The organism is Hymenobacter fodinae, from assembly GCF_004745825.1.
Taxonomy (GTDB): Bacteria; Bacteroidota; Bacteroidia; order Cytophagales; family Hymenobacteraceae; genus Hymenobacter; species Hymenobacter fodinae.
In genome coordinates this window covers 234,786-254,136 of record NZ_SRLA01000006.1, presented here as the reverse complement: position 1 = coordinate 254,136, position 19,351 = coordinate 234,786, and the positions used below count along the sequence as shown (strand labels likewise).

18 protein-coding genes are annotated in these 19,351 nt (G+C 58.0%); 9 read left to right on the top strand and 9 right to left on the bottom strand.

Features of this window, described 5'->3' with window-relative positions:
* Positions 1 to 8 precede the first annotated feature (8 nt).
* Together EU556_RS23525 and EU556_RS23520 are read right to left on the bottom strand one after the other, a co-directional pair.
* On the bottom strand, positions 9 to 731 hold the full coding sequence (locus EU556_RS23525; protein WP_135436695.1) for a hypothetical protein: 723 nt from the start codon (positions 729 to 731) through the stop codon (positions 9 to 11).
* The gene (locus EU556_RS23520; RefSeq protein ID WP_135436694.1) at positions 728 to 2,593 is read right to left on the bottom strand and encodes a S8 family serine peptidase; all 1,866 of its coding nucleotides are present in this window, start codon (positions 2,591 to 2,593) and stop codon (positions 728 to 730) included. The genes EU556_RS23525 and EU556_RS23520 overlap by 4 nt, the downstream gene beginning before the upstream one ends.
* Before the next feature lie 934 nt (positions 2,594 to 3,527).
* On the opposite strand from EU556_RS23520, the gene EU556_RS23515 reads away from it, so the two are divergent.
* On the top strand, positions 3,528 to 3,761 hold the full coding sequence (locus EU556_RS23515; protein ID WP_135436693.1) for a hypothetical protein: 234 nt from the start codon (positions 3,528 to 3,530) through the stop codon (positions 3,759 to 3,761).
* 81 nt (positions 3,762 to 3,842) lie between these two features.
* Here the strand turns inward: EU556_RS23515 and EU556_RS23510 are convergent, their stop codons facing one another.
* From EU556_RS23510 to EU556_RS23495, 4 genes are all read right to left on the bottom strand, one after another.
* On the bottom strand, positions 3,843 to 4,376 hold the full coding sequence (locus EU556_RS23510) for a 2'-5' RNA ligase family protein (RefSeq protein WP_135436692.1): 534 nt from the start codon (positions 4,374 to 4,376) through the stop codon (positions 3,843 to 3,845).
* 161 nt (positions 4,377 to 4,537) lie between these two features.
* Positions 4,538 to 5,938 carry a M20/M25/M40 family metallo-hydrolase gene (locus EU556_RS23505; protein WP_135436691.1) on the bottom strand — a complete coding sequence of 467 codons (1,401 nt, stop codon included), beginning with the start codon at positions 5,936 to 5,938 and terminating at the stop codon, positions 4,538 to 4,540.
* 157 nt (positions 5,939 to 6,095) lie between these two features.
* A complete protein-coding gene (locus EU556_RS23500; protein WP_135436690.1) occupies positions 6,096 to 6,650 on the bottom strand; it encodes a histidine phosphatase family protein in 555 nt (184 codons plus the stop codon).
* Between the two features lie 97 nt (positions 6,651 to 6,747).
* Positions 6,748 to 7,746 (bottom strand): DUF1028 domain-containing protein, encoded by a 999-nt coding sequence (locus EU556_RS23495; protein WP_135436689.1) that lies wholly within the window; start codon positions 7,744 to 7,746, stop codon positions 6,748 to 6,750.
* A gap of 176 nt (positions 7,747 to 7,922) precedes the next feature.
* Between EU556_RS23495 and EU556_RS23490 the strand changes: the two genes are divergently transcribed.
* Together EU556_RS23490 and EU556_RS23485 are read left to right on the top strand one after the other, a co-directional pair.
* The gene (locus tag EU556_RS23490; RefSeq protein ID WP_135436688.1) at positions 7,923 to 8,966 is read left to right on the top strand and encodes an ABC transporter ATP-binding protein; all 1,044 of its coding nucleotides are present in this window, start codon (positions 7,923 to 7,925) and stop codon (positions 8,964 to 8,966) included.
* Complete coding sequence (locus EU556_RS23485; protein WP_135436687.1) at positions 8,963 to 10,525, top strand: ABC transporter permease/substrate-binding protein; 1,563 nt, start codon at positions 8,963 to 8,965, stop codon at positions 10,523 to 10,525. The genes EU556_RS23490 and EU556_RS23485 overlap by 4 nt, the downstream gene beginning before the upstream one ends.
* 19 nt (positions 10,526 to 10,544) lie before the next feature.
* Here the strand turns inward: EU556_RS23485 and EU556_RS23480 are convergent, their stop codons facing one another.
* The gene (locus EU556_RS23480; protein WP_135436686.1) at positions 10,545 to 11,282 is read right to left on the bottom strand and encodes a TIGR04283 family arsenosugar biosynthesis glycosyltransferase; all 738 of its coding nucleotides are present in this window, start codon (positions 11,280 to 11,282) and stop codon (positions 10,545 to 10,547) included.
* A gap of 188 nt (positions 11,283 to 11,470) precedes the next feature.
* Between EU556_RS23480 and EU556_RS23475 the strand changes: the two genes are divergently transcribed.
* From EU556_RS23475 to EU556_RS23465, 3 genes are all read left to right on the top strand, one after another.
* Positions 11,471 to 12,157, top strand: coding sequence for a response regulator transcription factor (locus EU556_RS23475; RefSeq protein ID WP_135436685.1), 687 nt, complete (start codon positions 11,471 to 11,473; stop codon positions 12,155 to 12,157).
* A 123-nt stretch (positions 12,158 to 12,280) separates the two neighbouring features.
* A complete protein-coding gene (locus EU556_RS23470) occupies positions 12,281 to 13,603 on the top strand; it encodes a sensor histidine kinase (protein ID WP_135436684.1) in 1,323 nt (440 codons plus the stop codon).
* 73 nt (positions 13,604 to 13,676) lie between these two features.
* Positions 13,677 to 13,880 carry a hypothetical protein gene (locus EU556_RS23465; protein ID WP_135436683.1) on the top strand — a complete coding sequence of 68 codons (204 nt, stop codon included), beginning with the start codon at positions 13,677 to 13,679 and terminating at the stop codon, positions 13,878 to 13,880.
* Between the two features lie 142 nt (positions 13,881 to 14,022).
* On the opposite strand, the gene surE is transcribed toward EU556_RS23465, so the two are convergent.
* The gene (surE, locus tag EU556_RS23460) at positions 14,023 to 14,892 is read right to left on the bottom strand and encodes a 5'/3'-nucleotidase SurE (RefSeq protein WP_135436682.1); all 870 of its coding nucleotides are present in this window, start codon (positions 14,890 to 14,892) and stop codon (positions 14,023 to 14,025) included.
* Between the two features lie 101 nt (positions 14,893 to 14,993).
* On the opposite strand from surE, the gene EU556_RS23455 reads away from it, so the two are divergent.
* From EU556_RS23455 to EU556_RS23445, 3 genes are all read left to right on the top strand, one after another.
* Positions 14,994 to 15,740, top strand: coding sequence for a hypothetical protein (locus tag EU556_RS23455; RefSeq protein ID WP_210116358.1), 747 nt, complete (start codon positions 14,994 to 14,996; stop codon positions 15,738 to 15,740).
* 117 nt (positions 15,741 to 15,857) lie between these two features.
* Entirely contained in the window at positions 15,858 to 16,292 is a 435-nt protein-coding gene (locus EU556_RS23450) for a DoxX family protein (protein ID WP_135436680.1), read from the top strand.
* Between the two features lie 155 nt (positions 16,293 to 16,447).
* On the top strand, positions 16,448 to 18,217 hold the full coding sequence (locus tag EU556_RS23445; RefSeq protein WP_135436679.1) for a M14 family zinc carboxypeptidase: 1,770 nt from the start codon (positions 16,448 to 16,450) through the stop codon (positions 18,215 to 18,217).
* Positions 18,218 to 18,370: 153 nt separating this feature from the next.
* Here the strand turns inward: EU556_RS23445 and EU556_RS23440 are convergent, their stop codons facing one another.
* Positions 18,371 to 19,210 carry a hypothetical protein gene (locus EU556_RS23440; protein WP_135436678.1) on the bottom strand — a complete coding sequence of 280 codons (840 nt, stop codon included), beginning with the start codon at positions 19,208 to 19,210 and terminating at the stop codon, positions 18,371 to 18,373.
* Between the last annotated feature and the right edge of the window lie 141 nt (positions 19,211 to 19,351).

The following is a 19,351-nucleotide window of genomic DNA, read 5'->3' as shown; positions in this document are numbered from 1 at the left end:
TACAAAACTTAAAAAAGCCCTAGCTCCAGTCCGGCTGACCACCGCGGCAAATCGGGGTAAGTAGCTGAAGCAGCCTTAGTAAAGGTATCGGTTAAGCGGTAGCGTACCACGGCTGCGTACCGGTTTGAGCCTATCCGGGCCCCTACCCCCGCCGACCAACGGCGCACATAGGTTAGCCCGCGCTCGTGCACTACAGTGCGAGATGCGCCGCGGGCACCTGGGCGGTCTTCGTAGGTGTGCACCGTGCCGGCCACCCATCCGGCCCAACCGAGCAGGTCGAAGTAGTGGCCTACTACGTTGCCCCGCCGTCCAAAATTCAGTCGCACGTAGGGCTCCGCAATCAGGTTATGCAGAACCAAGGCCTCGGAGTGATGCTTATCGGGAGTAGGCAGCACTTTATCATCGGTTTGAGCCAAGCTATAGTTGAGACGAGTGTAGCGCAGGTCGAAGCCCAGGGCGGTGGTATTGGATAAGCGATACTTGTGCCGCACTCCCAACGAAAACTCAGCCGACTTAAACGGTCGGAACTCTGCGCCCGGCCCACCAGCCGACCCAACTATGGGCAGGTAGCTCAGGTACATATGCCGAAAGAACGCACGATTAGGCCCGTAGCTAGAGCGCACGGTATCGAGGCTGGTTGTAGAGCGCAGCAGTACCCGCTGGGCCGCGCTCTGCCGCGCAGCTCCCGTTAGTGCAAGGGCCGCGATAAAGGCAGCTGGTAGAATTCTCATGAAGCAGAATACACGTGGGTGAAGCCCCGATAGTGCACGCGCAGTACATCACCGGAGCGCAGGCGCCGTAGCGGCACGCGCAGCACGGCCCGCTGGGTTACTTCCAGCACCTGATACCGGCGCACTACCCCAGCGGCATCCAGAATCTGCCAGTAGAGGTAATCGGGGGGCACAGGACCCAACACAGGGTCCGGGTCAGGAGCATCCGGAGTTTCCGGATGCGGCTCCTCCTGGCCTAGCTTAGCAACGGGAGCTGCTGCCTGGTCTGGCGTCACGGCCCGCACAGAATCGGCGTAGAGGGGCAACGTACGGGCCGGAATGAAGGCCGCCTCGGGGCGAATAATTACGGCAACAGCTGAATCCTGCCGGACAAAGTCAAAGGATGGTTTTACGGGTGCTTTAACGTTGGCTCCCCGCGTGAAAAAAGCCGCCCGTGGCATGCCATACCCGTGGGCGTAATCAAAGTACGGATACAAACTGCCCGCCTCCTGCAGTTGCCGAAACAACGTCATGACGGGTAAATTACGCTGCTGTTGCAGCACACAGGCCGCAAACCCAGCCATGAGGGGGCTCGAAAACGAAGTCCCCTGCGTGCGCACGTAGCCACCCGGCGCGGCGGCCATAACGGTGCCAAAAGCCGCCACGTTAGGTTTCAGGCGCTTATCCGCAGTCGGACCGTAACTGCTGAAGTCAATGTGGAGGTAAGTATCCGGATCAATGCCCCCCACGGCCAGCACGGAATCCCCATCGGCGGGGGTCCCAACGGTGCGCCACTGTCGGTCGTCGCCGTCGTTGCCAGCCGCATTCACTACCAGAATACCTTTGCGCACGGCTAGTTCTGCAGCGCGGGCTACCAAACTAGTGCGGCCGTTCATCTGCTCTGGAAAGTAGCGCCGGGTAGTATAGCCCAAAGACGAATTAATGATATCGGCCCCGTTGCGGTCGGCCCACTCAGCGGCGGCCAGCCAGGCTAGTTCCTCTGCATACCGCTCCCGGTACATCTGCTCAGTACGAGCCAGCAGAAACTCAGCTTGAGGCGCGAGGCCTAGGTAGGTACTGTCGGGCAGACGCCCCGCAATGCAGGATAGGACTTCGGTGCCGTGCGTGCCGCCCTGGTATACGTTGGGGGAATGCTTGAGAAAATCGTACGTCCCAACAATGGCTTTCCGCTGCCGCAGGTGCGCAAAGGCCACGTGCTGGTCAGCCCCGTTGAACCCCACATCAAAAATTGCAATGCGCACTCCTTGCCCCGTTAAGCGAGCCACCTGAAATTCTCTACCACCCAAGCTTAAGGTTTGGCGCCGGGCCAGTTGGCGGTCGGTGGCTGAGAGTGTCATGGAAGCTCCCTGGTCCTCGACTAGCCTTTCCGCAGGCAGCAGAGCCGCCTCCGGCAAGGCCTCTACTGAGCGCACGCCCGGTAGCAACCGTACGCTTGCGGCTTGAGCTGGTGTAGCTTGGCAAGCTACGGCGTTAAACCACCTACTTACCAGCAACACTGAGCTTACTTGCTGCTGCACGCTAGCTACGTACGCAGGGCGCACGGGAAAATCGGTGCTGTCGGCGATGGGCAGGTGTTGCCGCTGCCGCCGTGCCAGCGCCTGCGGAGCGAAGTAGTGAGTTGGGGAAAACTGCTGGCCTTTCTTGTCGGTGAAAACAACCCAAAACCGACCGGAGCCTGCGCAAGGGGCCGGTTGAGCCACTCCCGTGTGACCCACAATCAGCAGAATGCCAACCAGCAGCCCTTGCCGAACCAGAATAGAAAGTGCAGACTGATACAAGCGAATAGAAAACAGCAACGTGTAAACCAGATAAAAGCCCCACAAGGTACGGGAAATGGCTCGTAGCACGGTAAAAGTCAGCACAACTGACAACTCAGTTTATGTCCGAGGCGAGCTATGTCACCCACTAAGTGATACGTAGTCACTAGGTTCTAAAAGGCTTGTATTTCCTAATAGAGGCTCGCTGAGTAGAACAGTTATGCTAATGTTTTGGTATTGGCTACAAGAACTAACTTGTTTTCGAGCCCACGTTTTTAACTCACTGCTAAATAATAAAGCTGAGTTTGGCTGTTTCGGTTAAAGGATTGTAAACTCAATAACAGGTAGAGCTCATTTGTTACTTATAAGGCCTAAGCCAATTCCAGTGGTGGCTTTCTTGCACAATAATTTAGATTACGCAGCTGCCTAACATACTGCGCTGTAATGATACTACCTCCATTTGCGGAGAGGACATTGCTAGGCCAATGTAGCCTACACTGCAAAAGCGTTAAAGTTGCTCAATACTATAAATTAAACTGTCCTAAAATACACCAATCAGCATCGACCATAACTACTTGCTTGATGCCTCAGCTGATTTACCTAGCATCATTTCTATTACCAAGCAATTCACGTTTGTAGTGTAATTAAGTTAACAAGGATAAATCACGTATATTAAGGTACTGACCTATTGCGGCAGAAATGGCTTAGTTATGACCTATCTGCTATTTGTCAGGCTACTATCGCAAGCAAATCATTTTAGCCATAATTAATTGCATATCAACTACTTGAAATTTAAAAATCAAGACAAATAAGCTGATTAAATTACCATTTACAGCTCTACAACAGCTTATCTTACTTAGTCAAATACTCAGCGGGCTGCAGAAATGCTAGGTTTACAGGCTTAGTAAGTGGTAATAGCTACGCTCGGTTATCAATTATGGACAGAAAAAATAAATTATTCATTTACAATAAACATTAGTTGCCTTGCGTACGTTTTTATCACACCTTTGAAAACCATTAACACTAAATAGACTAAGACATGGCCGCTCCCGACCTTAACAAGCTACAGCAGATTCTGGCAAACGCAGAAGAAAATGAATTCGTAATTAGCCAGATTCGCAAGAATATGTCGAAGGTGGCTGAACTTATTGCGGAAGTAAACACGATGCTTGAGCCCGGCTTTAAGCCAGAGCGCAAGGAGCGTAAGCCACGTGCAGTTTCTGCTACTGGCAAGCGTCCCGGCCGTCCAAGAAAAAGCGAAACGCCTGCTTAAGTTATTTTAAGCTCATACATGTAAGGCCCGAAATGCAACTTGTGTTTCGGGCCTTATTTTATATTCTATTCTGCCTAATTATCACACTAGCTCAAACTCCCGTATTTTCTCCCATTGCTGCCCACTATGCCGAAATAATTGCAACGACTTTATCTCGAATGTAGCGCCGTAATGGCGGTGGCGAAATTCCTCTTGCAGCAGTGGCACCGCCGAGGTGGGTATGTCGCGCGTAGCAAGGGTCATGTGAGGAGTAAAGGGGCGATTTTCGGGCTGAATACTGGGCAGCCGTTGCGCGCACCACGCATAAAGGGCTGCGTGTAGCTCCAGTAAAGCATCGGCCTCTACTACCCTTACAAATAACGTCCGCTGCCCAAACCAAGAGAAATCATGGAGGCCAACCCTTACTGCAGCACGCCCCCGAACGAATTCTGCTAATGCATCGGCCGCCGCGGCTTCAAACTCCGCGGGCTGGCGAGTTGGCGGAATCAACGTGATGTGGGGAGGCAACCGCACCGCATTGCGACTACCGGTACGCTCATGCACCTCTTGTTTCAGGGCCCACACCTGGCCTAGCACCGGCTCGGGTGGCAACACAGCTACTAAATACAAATTCATAGATCGGTAAGCATTAACCGGTTTGCCCACTGTGCTCCTACGCTCGGGCAGCCCAGAATGATACGAGCGGACCAAGTAAGCGCAACGGCCGCCCACCGGCCCGCGTGCAGGCAAGTGGGCGGCCGCATCATATAGGGCACGCGCAGTGGCTGGGTACTGGCCTAGAGCCCGTACTTACTCATCAAGTATATCAGGGCTGCCATGCTAGCGCCACCCAGTTCCAGCTCGCGGCGGTTCACCTTGTCAAACGTGTCGGCGGCGGTGTGGTGGATGTCGAAGTAGCGCTGGGAGTCGCATTCATAGCCGATGAGGGCTTTAGCCTGGCCTTTTAGGGGGCCAATGTCGGTGCCCGCATGGCCAGGCGCAAACTCACCGCTACCGTAGGGAACAAACAATGGTTGCCACTGCTGCACTTTGCGCACGGTGGCGGGGTCGGCCTCAATATTGAAGCCGCGGGGCGTAAAGCCGCCACCGTCAGACTCCATGGCGGCTACGTGCTTCTCGCCGGCGCTCTTGGCCAGCTCCGCGTATTTGTTGCCGCCACGGGTACCGTTTTCCTCGTTCATGAAGAGCACGGCGCGCACCGTCCGCTCGGGACGTAGGCCACTGGCCTTCAGCAAGCGCAGTACCTCCATGCTCTGTACGCAGCCCGTGCCATCGTCGTGGGCGCCTTGGGCCAGGTCCCATGAGTCGAGGTGGCCCCCAACGGTGATGATTTCGTCGGGATACTTTGAGCCTTTGATTTCACCAACCACGTTGTAGCTTTTCACTTCAGGTAGGGTCTGGCAGCTCATTTCCAATTCAACAGTGAGGGTTTTGTCGGCCTTCAGCAGCTGGCTCAGTTCATCGGCGCCATTAGTGCTGAGGGCCGCGGCGGGTACTTGCGCTACGCCATCTTCGTAGCGCATGGTGCCAGTGTGCGGGTAGTCGTCGTGCGCCAGGGAAAGGCTGCGCACCAGGGCACCCACGGCTCCACGCTTCGCTGCCTCAGAGGCCCCGCTCCGGCGCTGGTCGCCGGCCTCGCCATAGGCCCGGCCAGTCTCCACGTAGAGCGGATTCATGGGCCGGTTGAAGAACACAAACTTGCCCTTCACCTGGTCGGCGGGCAGGGCAGCCAGCTCTTGCATGCTGTGCACCTCTACCACCTGGGCTTTCAACTTGCCATTGGTCCCCACCGATCCGCCCAAGGCGCATACGTTTAGAGCTAGCCCTTTACCCTTTACTCCCCGCACCTGCGCTTTTTCCTTGGCGCCCCGCACCCAATGCGGCACCATCACCTCCTGCAGATACACCCGATCGAGGCCCATTTTCTCCATGGTAGTCTTGCCCCACTGCACTGCTTTTTCGGCCTCTGGCGAGCCACTCAGGCGCCCGCCAATAGAGCCGGTCAGCTCCCGCAGGTTGGCGTAGCTCTGCCCGTGGGCCAGGGCCTCGTCGTAGATTTTGCGGATGTTGAGCGAATCAATGGTATTGATGCGGGCTGATTGCGCCGAAGCCGCCACTGGGGCAGCCGGCAGTACAGCTGCCAGCAGAAGAGTGCGGCAGAGGGAGGAAATACGCATAGTATGAAACTGGAAGGAGTACGCGGGTAAATGTGCGCAATAGAAGTGAAAAAGCCGTGCAGGTTGCAAGCAAGTGGCCTAGAGCTAGCAGCCGGGGTTGTCCGTCGTCAGATAACAGGCAGGCGCAACAGGGCATTTCCCCTGGAGAACCTAGCGGTTACTTGCCGGCTCCGTACCGCCGAGCCACGGCCGTAGAGGCCTTGGTAGAGTCTCGCGGCATGCTTACCTCCAGCAAATAGTTGTAGTCGTTGTCGCCGACGGAGGGCACGGGTCGGGGCGCCCCCAGGGCTTCGGCCGTTTCCAAGATGGTATTAGAGTGGCCTACCACCAACACGGTTTTGCCGGCATACTCGCGGCGGATGCGCGAGGCTAGCTTGGGCAGCTGCCGGGCATCGTATACCTCTACCGGAATCTGGAGTTGAGTGGCCAGCGGCATAGCGGTGGTGCGGGTGCGGAGGGTATTGGTGCTAAACACCGTGGACACGGGGCGGGGCGCTTTCACTAGCTCTTCGCGCAGGGCCTGGGCCCGTTGCTGGCCTACTTCCGTCAGGGCGGGGTCGGCTAGGCCAGGTGTGGGGTCTTTCTCAGCGTGCCGTACAATGTAGACCGTGGTTGGGGCGGCAGAAGTACTCACGTGCGCCGAGCCCCCGCAGCTGCTTAGCAAAGTTAGGAGCGGCAGTAGCCAGTTGAAAGACGTTAGGAATTGGTTCATCCTCAGGAAATCAAGTCAGTTAGTAGTAGATCAAATAAACCTGGCGGCTACTTCAGCAACTCAATGCATAACTAAGCTACTGAATGGTCTCGCCACCTTACTTGAGGGTTAATATTTGCTTTAGCTCAGCATCAGAAACCGTCAGCAGCCCCACTTTGGGCAGACGCTCGGTGAGGGTACGCCAGTTGGGGTCTTGCTTGAAAATAGGTCCCAGCATTTTCATGGCAGCCGGCACCTGCTGCTTGTTAGCCAGGCTGATGGCATGCCAGTACTTCATTTCGAGGTTTTGGGGAAATAGCTTTTCGGCGGCTTCATACTCCCGAATGGCCCCCGGCACATCGTTCTTCTCCACGGCCAGGTCGCCGGCGTTCATGTGCTCGTAGGCTCGGTGTAGGCTCAGCAGGCGGCTCAGCTCACGCAGCGGCTCGGCAGCATCATCCACGCGCAAATCAATGAGGCGGTCGGTCCAGGGTGCCTCGCTGGCTTTGGCACGCACCACCAGCAAGGCCGCCGACTGACGCCCCCGAATGTCGCCGCCGGCAGCCTGGGCCGCTTGCAACGCCGACACCACACGCTCGGCGAAGGGCAGCTTGGCGTTTTGCTCGTAGGCTTTTTGCATGGCCGTGGGCACCGTGTTATTGAGCATCATATTCGCCTGCACCGAAAACTGGCTGCCCTGGCGGTGGCCGGCCATATCAATGCACTTGGCTCCGGTGTGGGTAGCTACGCGGCCCTGGTTGTCAACAATGGCTACCTGGCGCACGTCGCGGCCTTCGTCGGTGCGCAACAGCTCATCGAGAGCCTCTTGGGCCGACTTACCACTTTTCAATAACGCCAAGCCGCGCGGACCGAAGGACTTGTTGGTGAACGACTGGGTGGCAACGGCTCCTACCCCGGCTTCGGCCCAACTCACTGAAGTGCCAACTGAAAACCAGTGGCTTTGCACGGCCACGGCCAGGTCGCCGGTTTGAGGGTCGCGGGCTACAATGGAGTAGGTGTGGGCCAGCGGGTCGGTGGCCGTGTACACCTGGGCAGCAGCGGGCCGCACCAGGCCTAGCCACAGCGCAGGTAGCAGACCAAGGAGAATCTTTTTCATGGTACGAGTGCGGGAAAATAGGTTGTGGGTGGGCAAGATACTACACGCCATGACATGCCCCGTCAGCCCTAGCCTGCTCTGCCCTGGGGTGGCCTAGCAGGTACCTCGCCCTGTGCTGGTGCGGGCTATGTCGGCTTTCCCTTCTACCTTACACCACTCGTCAGTTTACTTGTTGCGTGACTTCTTCCTCTCCACTTGCCATTCAGGCTACCCAGCTCAGCAAGCGCTACGGCCCCCACGCGGTAGTGCAGAACGTTTCCTTTGCCCTACCGGCGGGCGAAACTTTGGTCTTGCTGGGCCCCAGCGGCTGCGGCAAAACCACGCTGCTTCGCATGCTCAACCGCCTGGTAGAGCCCGACGAAGGGAGCGTGGCCGTGCAGGGGCAGGATGTTCGCACTCAGTCTGCCGCCGCGCTGCGCCGTGGTATCGGCTACGTCATTCAGCAGGTAGGCCTGTTGCCGCACTACACGGTGGCCGAAAATGTGGGGGTGGTGCCTCGCCTGCTAGGCCAGGAAGAACCTCAGGTGGCGGCCCGGACCGAGGAGCTTTTGCGGCGGCTGCACCTGCCTCCCGAGCGCTTCGCGGGGCTGTACCCTCACCAGCTTTCCGGCGGGCAACAGCAGCGTGTGGGGTTGGCCCGAGCCCTAGCCGCCGACCCGCCCATCATCCTGCTCGATGAACCCTTCGGCGCCCTCGACCCCATTACCCGCGCCAGTATTCGGCGGGAGTTCCGGGAGCTGGAGGAGTTACGCCGCAAAACCGTAGTGCTGGTTACCCACGACGTGACGGAAGCCTTTGAGCTAGCCGACCGCATCATGCTTCTGAATGCCGGGCAAGTACAGCAACTGGGCACGCCCAAGGAGCTACTGTTCCGGCCCGCGAATGAGTTCGTGCGCCGCTTCTTCGATGCCGAGAAATTCTCCTTACAACTCCGTACGCTACGACTAGCTGACGTAATGACATACATCCCTAATGAGGTTCATAATAATTCTTTACATACTTATAAATCAGCCGATAAGGTATTGCCACTTAGTGTAACCATTCAGGAGGCTATAGAGGCGCTTAGCTCACCTTCTGGACTGCAGACTAGTGCTGAAGAGGAGGCAGTAGTGTGGGTAGAGGCAGGCAATAGCCCTTCCGCAACGGCATACATTTCCCTGACGCTGCCGCAGCTAATGACGGCGTTTGGCCGGGCGCTCCAAGACGTTCAGACCGCATGAACACCTTCACCGAACTCCTCTCCTTTTGGCACGCTCAAGCCGATAAGCTAGGCCAGCAGACCCTGCAACACATTGGTCTAACGGCTGCCTCCCTCCTGCTAGGTGTGCTGCTTGGGGTGCCGCTAGGCCTGCTCGTGACGCGCCGCCCACGGTTGGCTCCTTGGGTGCTGGGTGTAGCCAGCGTGCTGCAAACCATCCCGAGTATTGCCTTGCTGGGCTTCCTGATTCCGGCTTTGGGCATCGGCCCGGGGCCCGCCATCTTTGCCTTGTTTCTGTATGCCCTGCTGCCCATTGTGCGCAACACCGTAACGGGCATTCAGGGCGTGGATGCAGCCGTGGTAGATGCCGCCCGCGGTCTAGGCCTGACCGATGGCCAGGTGCTGCGCCGGGTAGAGCTGCCGCTGGCGCTGCCGGTGCTGTTTGCCGGTATCCGGACGGCAGCAGTAATCAACGTGGGCGTGGCTACGCTAGCGGCGTACATTGCGGCGGGTGGCCTAGGCGAATTCATTTTTGGCGGCATTGCCCTGAACAATCCCGCTATGATTCTGGCCGGAGCCATTCCGGCGGCCGCACTGGCCTTAGCTTTCGATGCAGCTTTGGCCTTGCTGCAGCGCCTGCCGGTTCGGCGCTTGGTGCGCGTAGGCCAGGTGGCTCTGGTGGTGCTGCCCTTGCTAGCGGGACTCTACCTGTTGCCCCGCGCCACCAGCCGCCTGTTGGCCGGGTTCAGCCCCGAGTTTGTGGGCCGTGCCGATGGACTACCCGGGCTGCAGCAGAAGTATGGCCTACACCCAGCCTCTGTGGTGCTGGCCCCCGCGCTGGTGTATGAGGCAGCCCACCACGGCGACGTAGACGTTATTGATGGGTACTCCACCGACGGCCGCATTCGGGCCTATGACCTGCGGGTGCTGCACGACGACCGGCAGGCATTTCCGCCCTACCAAGCGGCGCCCGTGGTACGAACCCAGACGCTGGCCCAGCACCCCGAGCTGGCCCCCGTGCTAGCCAAGTTAGACGGGCAGATTTCAGACTCTGTTATGACGGAGTTGAACTACCGCGTTGACTACTTACACGAAACACCGCGGACCGTGGCTCACGCTTTCCTGCGCCAGCGCGGCCTGTGGCACGACCCACTACCCGTACAAGGCGGCACCATCCGGCTGGGCTCAAAAATCTTTGCCGAGCAGTATATCTTGGCTGAAATGTACGAGGCCCTGATTCGGGGGTACACGGGGTTAGCCGTGGAGTCTAAGACGGGGTTGGGGGGCACCAGCATTTGCTTTGAGGCATTGCGCACGGGCTCCATCGACCTCTACCCCGAGTACACGGGCACGGGCCTCTTGGTGGTGTTGCAGCCAGCCACAGCCGTGCTGGATTCATTGGGAAGCCAGCCCGCGGCCGTACTGGCCTACGTGCACCGGGAGTTTGAGCGGCGCTACGGGCTGGAGTGGCAGGCACCGCTGGGCTTCAACAACACCTATGCCCTGCTGATGCGCCGTCAGCATGCCGAGCGCCTGGGCATTGCCTCAGTATCAGATCTGAGTGCCTTTCTACGCAAGTAAGCGCGTAGTTGTGAGGTCCTTATACCTTGCCCTGCCGGATGAGGTGGCGGTATAGGCGCACCAAGCGGGCCTGCGGCACCCCAAGCCAATGCATCACGGCCACAAGTGTAAAGATGGCCTGGAGACGGAAAACGCCGTTTTCGTGGTACTTGCGGGCCGAAGTTTCTACGGTGTGTGGCAGCACCTGAAACCGCCCTGCCTTGCGCAACCGCCCAATAATCTCCTGATCTTCCATGAGCACTAGGTCTTCCCGGAAGCCCCCGGCTTGCTGAAACACGGCGCGCTCCACAAACAGGCTCTGGTCGCCAAATCGAATCAGGTCAATATCGAATCGGGTGAACCAGGCATTAGCCCTTAGAAACCAGTGCGAGTCATTGAAGCGCAGCCGAAAGCAGCCGCTCCCAACTCCGGCCGCAACGGCCGCCCGAATCAAAGGCAGAAAGTTGGGCGGCGGGAAAGTATCGGCGTGCAGAAAGTAAAGGATGCGGCCGGCGGCAGCCGCGGCGCCGGCATTCAGCTGAGCCGCCCGGCCCTTGCGAGTACATTCTACTACCCGCGCGCCTGCCTGCCGGGCCAGGTGAGCCGTACCATCGGGGCTGCCCCCATCGGCTACAAGCACCTCCAGAGCTGCATCGGGGCCGGCGGTGGCTTGCAGGTGGCCTAGCAGTTGCCCGATTCCCGCCGCCTCGTTATACGTGGGAATGATGATGCTAACGAAGGCCGGCGCCGCAGCAACCGGGTGAGAGGCGTAGCTCAAGGGCGAAAGAAAAGGGTTAGGGTAAAGTAACGGAGTTTACGAGAGGCAAGATGCACAGGCCTAGCGCAACTGCCGAGCCACTGCCACCGCACCGGGCCCGCTATTTCGCGGAGTTTTGCGCGGAATTTCATGTGCTCTTCACCCCGGCGGTGCGTATGTTGCACCATCAACTACTTCGCCAGCGCCCCATGCACGTTCTAATTGTTGAAGACGAAAAAAGCCTGCACCAGGAGGTGCAGCAGTTTTTGCTCCAGTCTCAGTACCTCGTCGATTCGGCCTACACCTACGCCGAGGCGTCGGAGAAGGTCTTCGTGAATAGCTACGACTTTGTGCTGCTGGACCTGGGCCTGCCCGATGGGGATGGCCTAGAGCTGCTGCGTGAAGCCCGGCAGAACGACCGGCAGGAAGCGTCTTTCATCATTCTGACGGCTCGCGGCGCCCTCGACGACCGAATCAAAGGCCTGGACCTGGGAGCCGACGACTACCTACCCAAACCATTTTCTTTGCTGGAACTGCAAAGCCGGATGCAGGCCATCATGCGCCGTAAGTTTGGCCTGAAGCGCCAGGAAATGCAGTTTGGCGGCGGCTTTCAACTTGATGCCACCGGCCGCACCCTGCGCTTCGAGGGGCAGGATGTGTCGCTCACCAAGAAAGAGTTTGACCTGCTGCACTACCTGCTGCTGCACAAAAACCGCGTGCTCACGCGCCTGCAGCTTGGGGAGCACCTGTGGGGCAACGTGCTGGAGGACGACTCCGACTCCAACTACATTGACGTGCACATCAAGAATATCCGCAAGAAGCTCAGCCAGTTCGCCCCCACCGACTTTCTGGAAACTGTGCGTGGTATCGGCTACCGCGTAACTGAGGCGAATTAGCTTTATCGGTATCGGGTAGCGCCTTAAAGCTGGGAGTGGCCTAGCGGCTGCTTAGGGCTCATCTCGTTTGCCCGGCTCGGAGTCGTTTACATTTTTCTATCTAGCCCCCTCATTCTTCACCCCATGCGCTTAGAGGCGAAGCTGGCCCTGTTTAATGCTCTCTCCAAGCTGCTGCTGGTCTTACTGGGGGCCGTAGTGATTCCGCCGGTGGTGAGCCGGGTGGCGGTAGGCCACACCGACCAGCGCCTGCACGAGAAGCAGGCGGAGGTGATGCAGCTCATCCGACGCAACGGCATCTCAGCGTTTGTAAAGGGAGAGGCCTACGCCGACTACAATATCCTAAAACAAGAGTATATCACGCTTACTCCCCTCCCTGCCGCCTCGGAACCTACCGGCAAGCCGCGCATTTTTGATGAGCCCAGGCAGGTAGACAACGAAATTGAGGATTTCCGGATACTGAGCTACAACTTCAACATCGACCGGAAGGAATACCGTCTGGAAATTGGTTCCTCCCTGGCCACGGTGGAGCTGCTCACAGATACGCTGCGCCACATGGCCCTGTGGGTGCTCGTAATCGGGGCGCTGATTACCATTTTCACCGATGCTGCCTTTGCCCACTACCTGCTCCGCCCCTTGCGCCAGCTGATTGTGCGCAAACTGCGCGGCGTGCACCACCCTTCGGCCTTCTCTTACACGCCCCTCGAAACCGACACCGCCGATTTTCAGCGGCTGGACGAAAGCCTGAACGAGATGATGCGCAAGATTCAGTCGGCGTTTGAGAAAGAGCGGGAGTTCATGTCGAACGTCTCGCACGAATTGCTTACGCCGGTCAGCATTCTGCAGTCGAGGTTTGAGAACATGCTGCAAGACCCCGAGCTAGGCCACGCACACTCCCTCAAGATTGTAGACTCGCAGAAGACACTTTACCGCCTGCGTAACACCGTGAAAACGCTGCTTCTCATTGCCAATATTGAGAATGAGCAGTACCTGCGCGACGAAACCGTATCGGTGGCCACGGTGCTGGCCGAGGTGACCAATGAGCTGGAAGATCGACTGGCCCAACGCGAGATTCATCTGCTGGAAGATCTGGAGCCCGACTATGTACTGCTGCGGGCCAACCGCACCTTGCTGTTCACGCTGTTGTTTAACCTGATCAGCAACGCCATCAAGTACAACAACTGGGGCGGCAGCATCACCGTGTTGGGGCGCCCTCACCCCGAAGGGGGCTACACCCTTTCGGTTACGGACACTGGGCCTGGCATTGCCCCCGAAAACCTCCCCCACCTCTTCGACCGCTTCCGGAGATTTCAAAAGGGAGCTTCGGCGCCGGAAGGTTACGGTCTAGGCCTGCCCATCGCCAAAACCATTGCGGAGTTTCACAAGGCCCAACTCACGGTAACTTCGGAGGTGAGCAAGGGCACCACGTTTAGTCTGCGGTTCCGGTAGCGGGTGGTTTCACCTGTCCTTCACCTTGGTGAGTGTAGCTTTTAGCTTTATTGCTCTTGCCACCTCCTTCTCCATGAAAAAGCTGCTTTTGGCGGTCTTGTTACTGGCCATAGGTATTGCGCTGGCGCTGCTTTTGCGGCGTCCTCCGCCCGCCCATACGTACTCGCCTACCATTCCCGTCATCCGTAAATCGGTGCATGACGTTGCGCCCATCAAGCACGTTACCACTGTGCACGGCCTCTACGCAGGTCACCACCGCCCATCCACCAAGAAGTAGACCCTCCGTGTTATAACGGCTCAAACGGCCGCCCCACGGAGTGCCGCTGCCCAAAACCTCCTAGTCGGCTCAGGGCCACATCGGTTTTGGGCAGCGGCACTCCGTGGGGCGGCGGTTCCGCGAAGTGGGTAACGCTAGTGGCCTAGCCTAGTCCTTCGGCTGTTTCGCCGGGCTCCGGCGTGGCACTTCCCCTACTGGGGGCTGGTTGCGCTGCGGCGGGTTTGGCGGTAGCTAAGTCCCACCGTGAATTCATTTCACCCACTGCGTGCAGGGCCGTCAGATCAAACTGGCAAGGCACAATGGAGATATAGTTGTTAGCCAGAGCCCATTCATCAGTGTCGGTGCCTTTGTCGAGGTTGACGAATTCTCCAATCAGCCAGTAATACGGGCGGCGGTGCGGGTCGTGGCGTAAGTCAAAGTCTTCTTGCCACTTAGCTCGGGCTTGGCGACACACGCGGGCACCGGCAATGGGCGTCTCTGAGTTCTTCGGGATGTTGATATTCAGGGCCGTGCCCTGCGGAATACCGTGCTCCAGTGCCTGCCGAGTTAGGTGTTCAATCCAACCTTCGGTGTGGGAGAAGTCGGCGTCGTGGCCGTACTCGCAGAGTGAGAACCCAATGGCGGGCAGCCCCTCAATGGCCGCCTCAATAGCCGCCGACATCGTGCCCGAGTACAGCACGTTTACCGACGAATTAGAGCCATGATTAATGCCCGAAACTACCAGATCGGGGGTCCGGTCGCGCAGCACGAAATGCTTGGCTAGCTTCACGCAGTCGGCGGGAGTACCACTGCACTCGTAGGCCTCTATCCCTTCAAAAATGGTACTCGCGTCGAGGCGCAACGGATGACCGATGGTTATGGCGTGGCCCATCCCCGACTGGGGAGAATTGGGCGCTACCACCACTACTTCCCCAATTCGGCTCATTACGCGCACTAGCGTAGCAATACCGGGGGCCGTAATGCCATCGTCGTTGGATATCAGAATCAGGGGCTTGCGGGTGTTTGCAGTCACGGGCAATAAGTTGGTTTAGATTGGAAGGAGTGTAAAGGTACGTAGGCCACCTCGTTGGGGTGGTTATGGTTGTGCTACGTTACTTGGGCACACAATGGCAGATGCTATTTCAACAACCCGCCCCTGGTGTTCGTATGCACATCATGCTCAATCGTTTCTTTTCTTCCTTTCACCTGTTGCCGGCTCTCGGCTTGGCCTTCGTTTTAGTGAGCTGCAACGAGCAGCATGGCAGCTCGGCGGCCGGTGCTTCCGGGGGCGCCGAGCCTCCCTTCGTTCCCGCCGATGGCTCACCGGCCACATCACCCGGCTCCACTTCCGTGGCCCAATCGGCCAGCGCCACCCCACCACTAAGCGGAGCTCCCACCCCCGACTCGCTACACCTAATCAGTCCGGGCCGGGCGGGCCGCCTGCGCTTGGGCATGACGGAAGCGAAGCTGAAAAAAGTGGTGCCAGCCCAACTGCTGCGCGCTACTACTTACGTAGATAATGGCCAGGAACTCCCGGCCTACGAAATGCTGGATGCCCAGCAGCCCACGGCACCTGCCACCGTGCTCCACTTCATCGGCGACTCGGCGGGGGGGTACCGCTTACGCCGCATCCGCATCTACGACCCACAGTACCGCACGGCCGAAGGCATTGGGGTGGGCTCACCCTTTGGTGCTGCACGCCAGAACCTAGGCCTCACGAAAGTACGCCCCACGCCGGCTGGGTTTGCGGCAGTGTCAGGGCAGGTACAAATGGCCTGGGTAATCGACCCTAAGTCGTTGCCCGCCAAACACCCCGACGAAATGAACTCGGCTGATATACCGCCGGCAGCGCGCATCACTGGCGTATTACTATACCGGTAAGCTACACACTAGAACGATTGCATTCCGCTGCAAAACTTGTACTTTGGCAACGCAATGCCCCACAGTAGGCGGGTAGCTTGCACTACCACGTCCCCGGTTTTGTTTCTGTTCTCGCCTATGGCTCTGTTTGAAAACCGCTATAAAACCCACGACCTAGGCCTGTTGCTGCTGCGCGTAGGAATCGGGATTATGTTCACCATTCACGGCTACCCCAAGCTGGTTGGTGGGCCTGAGGTGTGGGAGAAAATTGGCGGCACCATGAAACTGGTCGGGATTGATTTTGCGCCGACCTTCTGGGGGCTGCTGGCGGCCATTGCCGAAGCGGTAGGTGGGCAGTTGCTGGCAATAGGGTTGTTTTTTCGCTTGGCCTGCGCCCTCCTGCTGGGCACCATGCTGATGGCTACCGTGCAGCATGTGCTCAGCGGCGACGATTTTCAGGTGTACTCGCACGCGCTGGAGGCAGCCATTCTATTCCTAGGCCTCTTGTTTGCCGGCCCCGGCCGATACAGCCTCGATCAAGTGCTTTTTCCGCCTCCCAGGCGCCTTTACTAGCTCTGCAAACCTTATCTTACTAACACGCTGTACCGCTTTGGCGGGCAGCGTATTTTTTTGCTGATAGTGGGTAGTCATCAGCAGTTGGGTTATAAGAGCTCTTGAAACTGACTATTTAGTTCTAGTTTCGGGCGTTATTGCTGACGCCCGTTTCTATGCTGCCTTTTCTGCTCTCTGCCCTCCTGCTTTCCTCACCTGCTCCTTCGCCTAAAGCTGATTGGCGCACCCCCTTCGAGAAAGGCAATGGCAACACCACTACCACGTACGCCGAGTGTATTGCCTATTACCAACGGCTCGACAAAGCCTACCCGGAGATAAAGCTGCAGGTAGCTGGCTCTACCGACAGCGGGCTACCCTTGCATGAGGTCATTGTGTCGCTAGATAAAACCTTCGACCCGGTGAAAATGCGCAGTAAAAACCGGCGGGTAATTCTTATTCAAAATGGCATACACCCGGGCGAACCGGAGGGGATTGATGCCGCCATGATGCTCGCCCGCGACTACGTACAGAAGCCCGAGCTACGCCAGCAATTGCAGGATGTCACGCTGATTATCATCCCTATCTACAATATAGATGGCTCGCTCAACCGCAACAGCACCACCCGCGCCAACCAGAACGGGCCCGAGTCATACGGCTTTCGTGGCAACGCCCGCAACCTCGACCTAAACCGCGACTACGTGAAGCAGGACTCGCGGAATGCCCGCAGCTTCGCCGAGCTGCTCACCCGCTGGCAACCCGACGTTTTCGTGGACACGCACACCTCCGACGGCGCCGACTACCAATACGTAATGACGCTCATTGCCACGCAGCAGAGCAAGCTGCACCCGGCCCTGAGCAAGTACATGAATGCTAGCCTGCTGCCGCAGCTATACCAGGGCATGAGCCAACGCCAGGAGCCCATGACACCCTACGTAGACTTCGAAGGCCGTACGCCCGATGCCCGCGGGCTAGTCGGGTTTCTGGAAACCCCTCGTTACTCCAGTGGCTACACCGCCCTGTTTAACACCATCGGGTTCATCACCGAAACGCACATGCTGAAAGCCTACACGCCCCGCGTGAAAGCCCAGTATGATTTTCTGGACCTGATGATCCGGACAGTGGCCCACGATAAGGAAGCGCTAGGCCAGGCCCGGGCCGAAGCTGCTCGCCAGCTGGCCAGCCAAACCACCTTTCCGCTGGCGTGGAAGCTGGATACTACCGCCGCAGAAAAAGTTACTTTCTTGGGCTATGAAGGCCGGATGAAACCCAGTGAAGTAAGCGGCAAGCCCCGGCTCTACTACGACCGCACCGCTCCTTACTCTCGCCAGATCAACTACTACAATACCTTCCGGCCCACCGTAACCGTTGAGCGGCCTGCCGCCTACCTGATTCCACAGGCCTGGGGTGAGGTAATAGACCATCTGCGCCGCGCTGGTACGCAGCTCCAACGTCTCACCCGCGACACAACCCTCACCACGGAGGCCTATTACATTCAGGATTACAAAACCGGGCCTAGGCCTTACGAAGGTCATTACCTGCACACCCAGGTGGAGGTGCGCCCGGAGCGCCTGCCCCTTACCTTCCACCGCGGCGACTACGTGGCGTGGGTTGCGCAGCCCGCAGCGCGCTACCTCATTGAAACCCTAGAGCCCCAAGCCACTGATTCCTTCTTCGCTTGGGGATTCTTCGACAGCATTTTGCAGCAGAAGGAGTACTTCTCCGACTACGTGTTTGAAGATGTGGCCGCCGACCTGCTTCGCCGCGACCCAACGCTCCGGGAGCGGCTGGAGAAGCTGAAGCAGCAAAACCCCGCATTCGCCGCCAACGGAGCCGCCCAGCTCGACTGGGTGTACCGACAGTCGCCCAACTACGAGAAAACCCACCAGCGCTACCCTATTGTGCGGTGGACGGGGGGCCAACTGCCAACGGAGGCAGTGAAAAATTAACGGTATAGGTTATGCCAAGTGCGTCTTGTGTAGTGTGAGCGGGTAAGACAAAAAAGCCCTTATCTCCGTGCCGGAGGTAAGGGCTTTTTTTTCACTGAGCGAAACGCAACAACCGTAGATGTTTCGGCCCCGCATCTCAAACACAAGATCTGTTCACTGCTTTATCTTCTCACTACCCAGCGAGTTAGCGTAGTTTACGATGTAGGCCAGTTCCCGCGGATCGGTGAAGCTTAGGCTATTGTCTTTCGCGTATTTCTCTACCTGACGAGAATGACCATGAAAGAAGGAAAGCAAGTCTTTTTTAGGGTTACGCAGGGGCAGTACGTTACCATCGGGTAGGCCTAGGAAAAAGCTATCTTTTACTTCGGTGTAATACCCCATGGGCCGGCCCATCCCATACGGAACGCCGTACCCGTAGCCATACCCATAAGGGGAGTTGTTCATAACGGGGCGCTGCACCAGTCCTTCGCGGCGCAGCAGAATAGTAGGCCCGCTGCTTAGCTGCTCGAAAAAGCCTGGCGTGCGAAAGTCGCTATAATCGTTGTCGCGGTTCCAGCGGTACACCCGAAACACGCGCACTAGCGCTGTATCGGGCCGCTCCCGCCGGCGGGGCACGGGCAACGAGTTGAAGTAAGGGTTGCCATAATAATACCCCTGCCGCATGGCGTAGAAATCGTCGTAGTAATACTGCTCGCGCTGGCGGTTGTACCGTTCGCCCTGCACGGCAAAGCTCTGCACGTTAACGGCGGGCAGGGTGCGCACCGTGTTGTCGGCCATGGTCATGGTCAGAATGTCCTCGGAGCGGTGCAGCGCCAGGGGGCCAGCAATAGTGTCGCCAGTACTCAGCAACACTGTGGCCTGGGTAAACTGTTGCGTGAAGCCCTGCCCCCCGCGCTGGGCGTTAGCCGTAAGACAAAGTAGCAGCAGTACGGGCAGCATCCATTGCCACAGGCACATGGAGTGGGCAGTTTGGGAGGAGTAGCAAGCTTTCATAACCAAAGAAATATACACTTTCGCAACGGTATAGTTCTCTTGCTTGTTCCCGAAAATTACCCTGCCAGCAGTACGTACCCTGCTTTACTCTTGTGGAGTCGGTGCCGTCTGCACTACAGCATTACGGCTAGGCCTACTAGA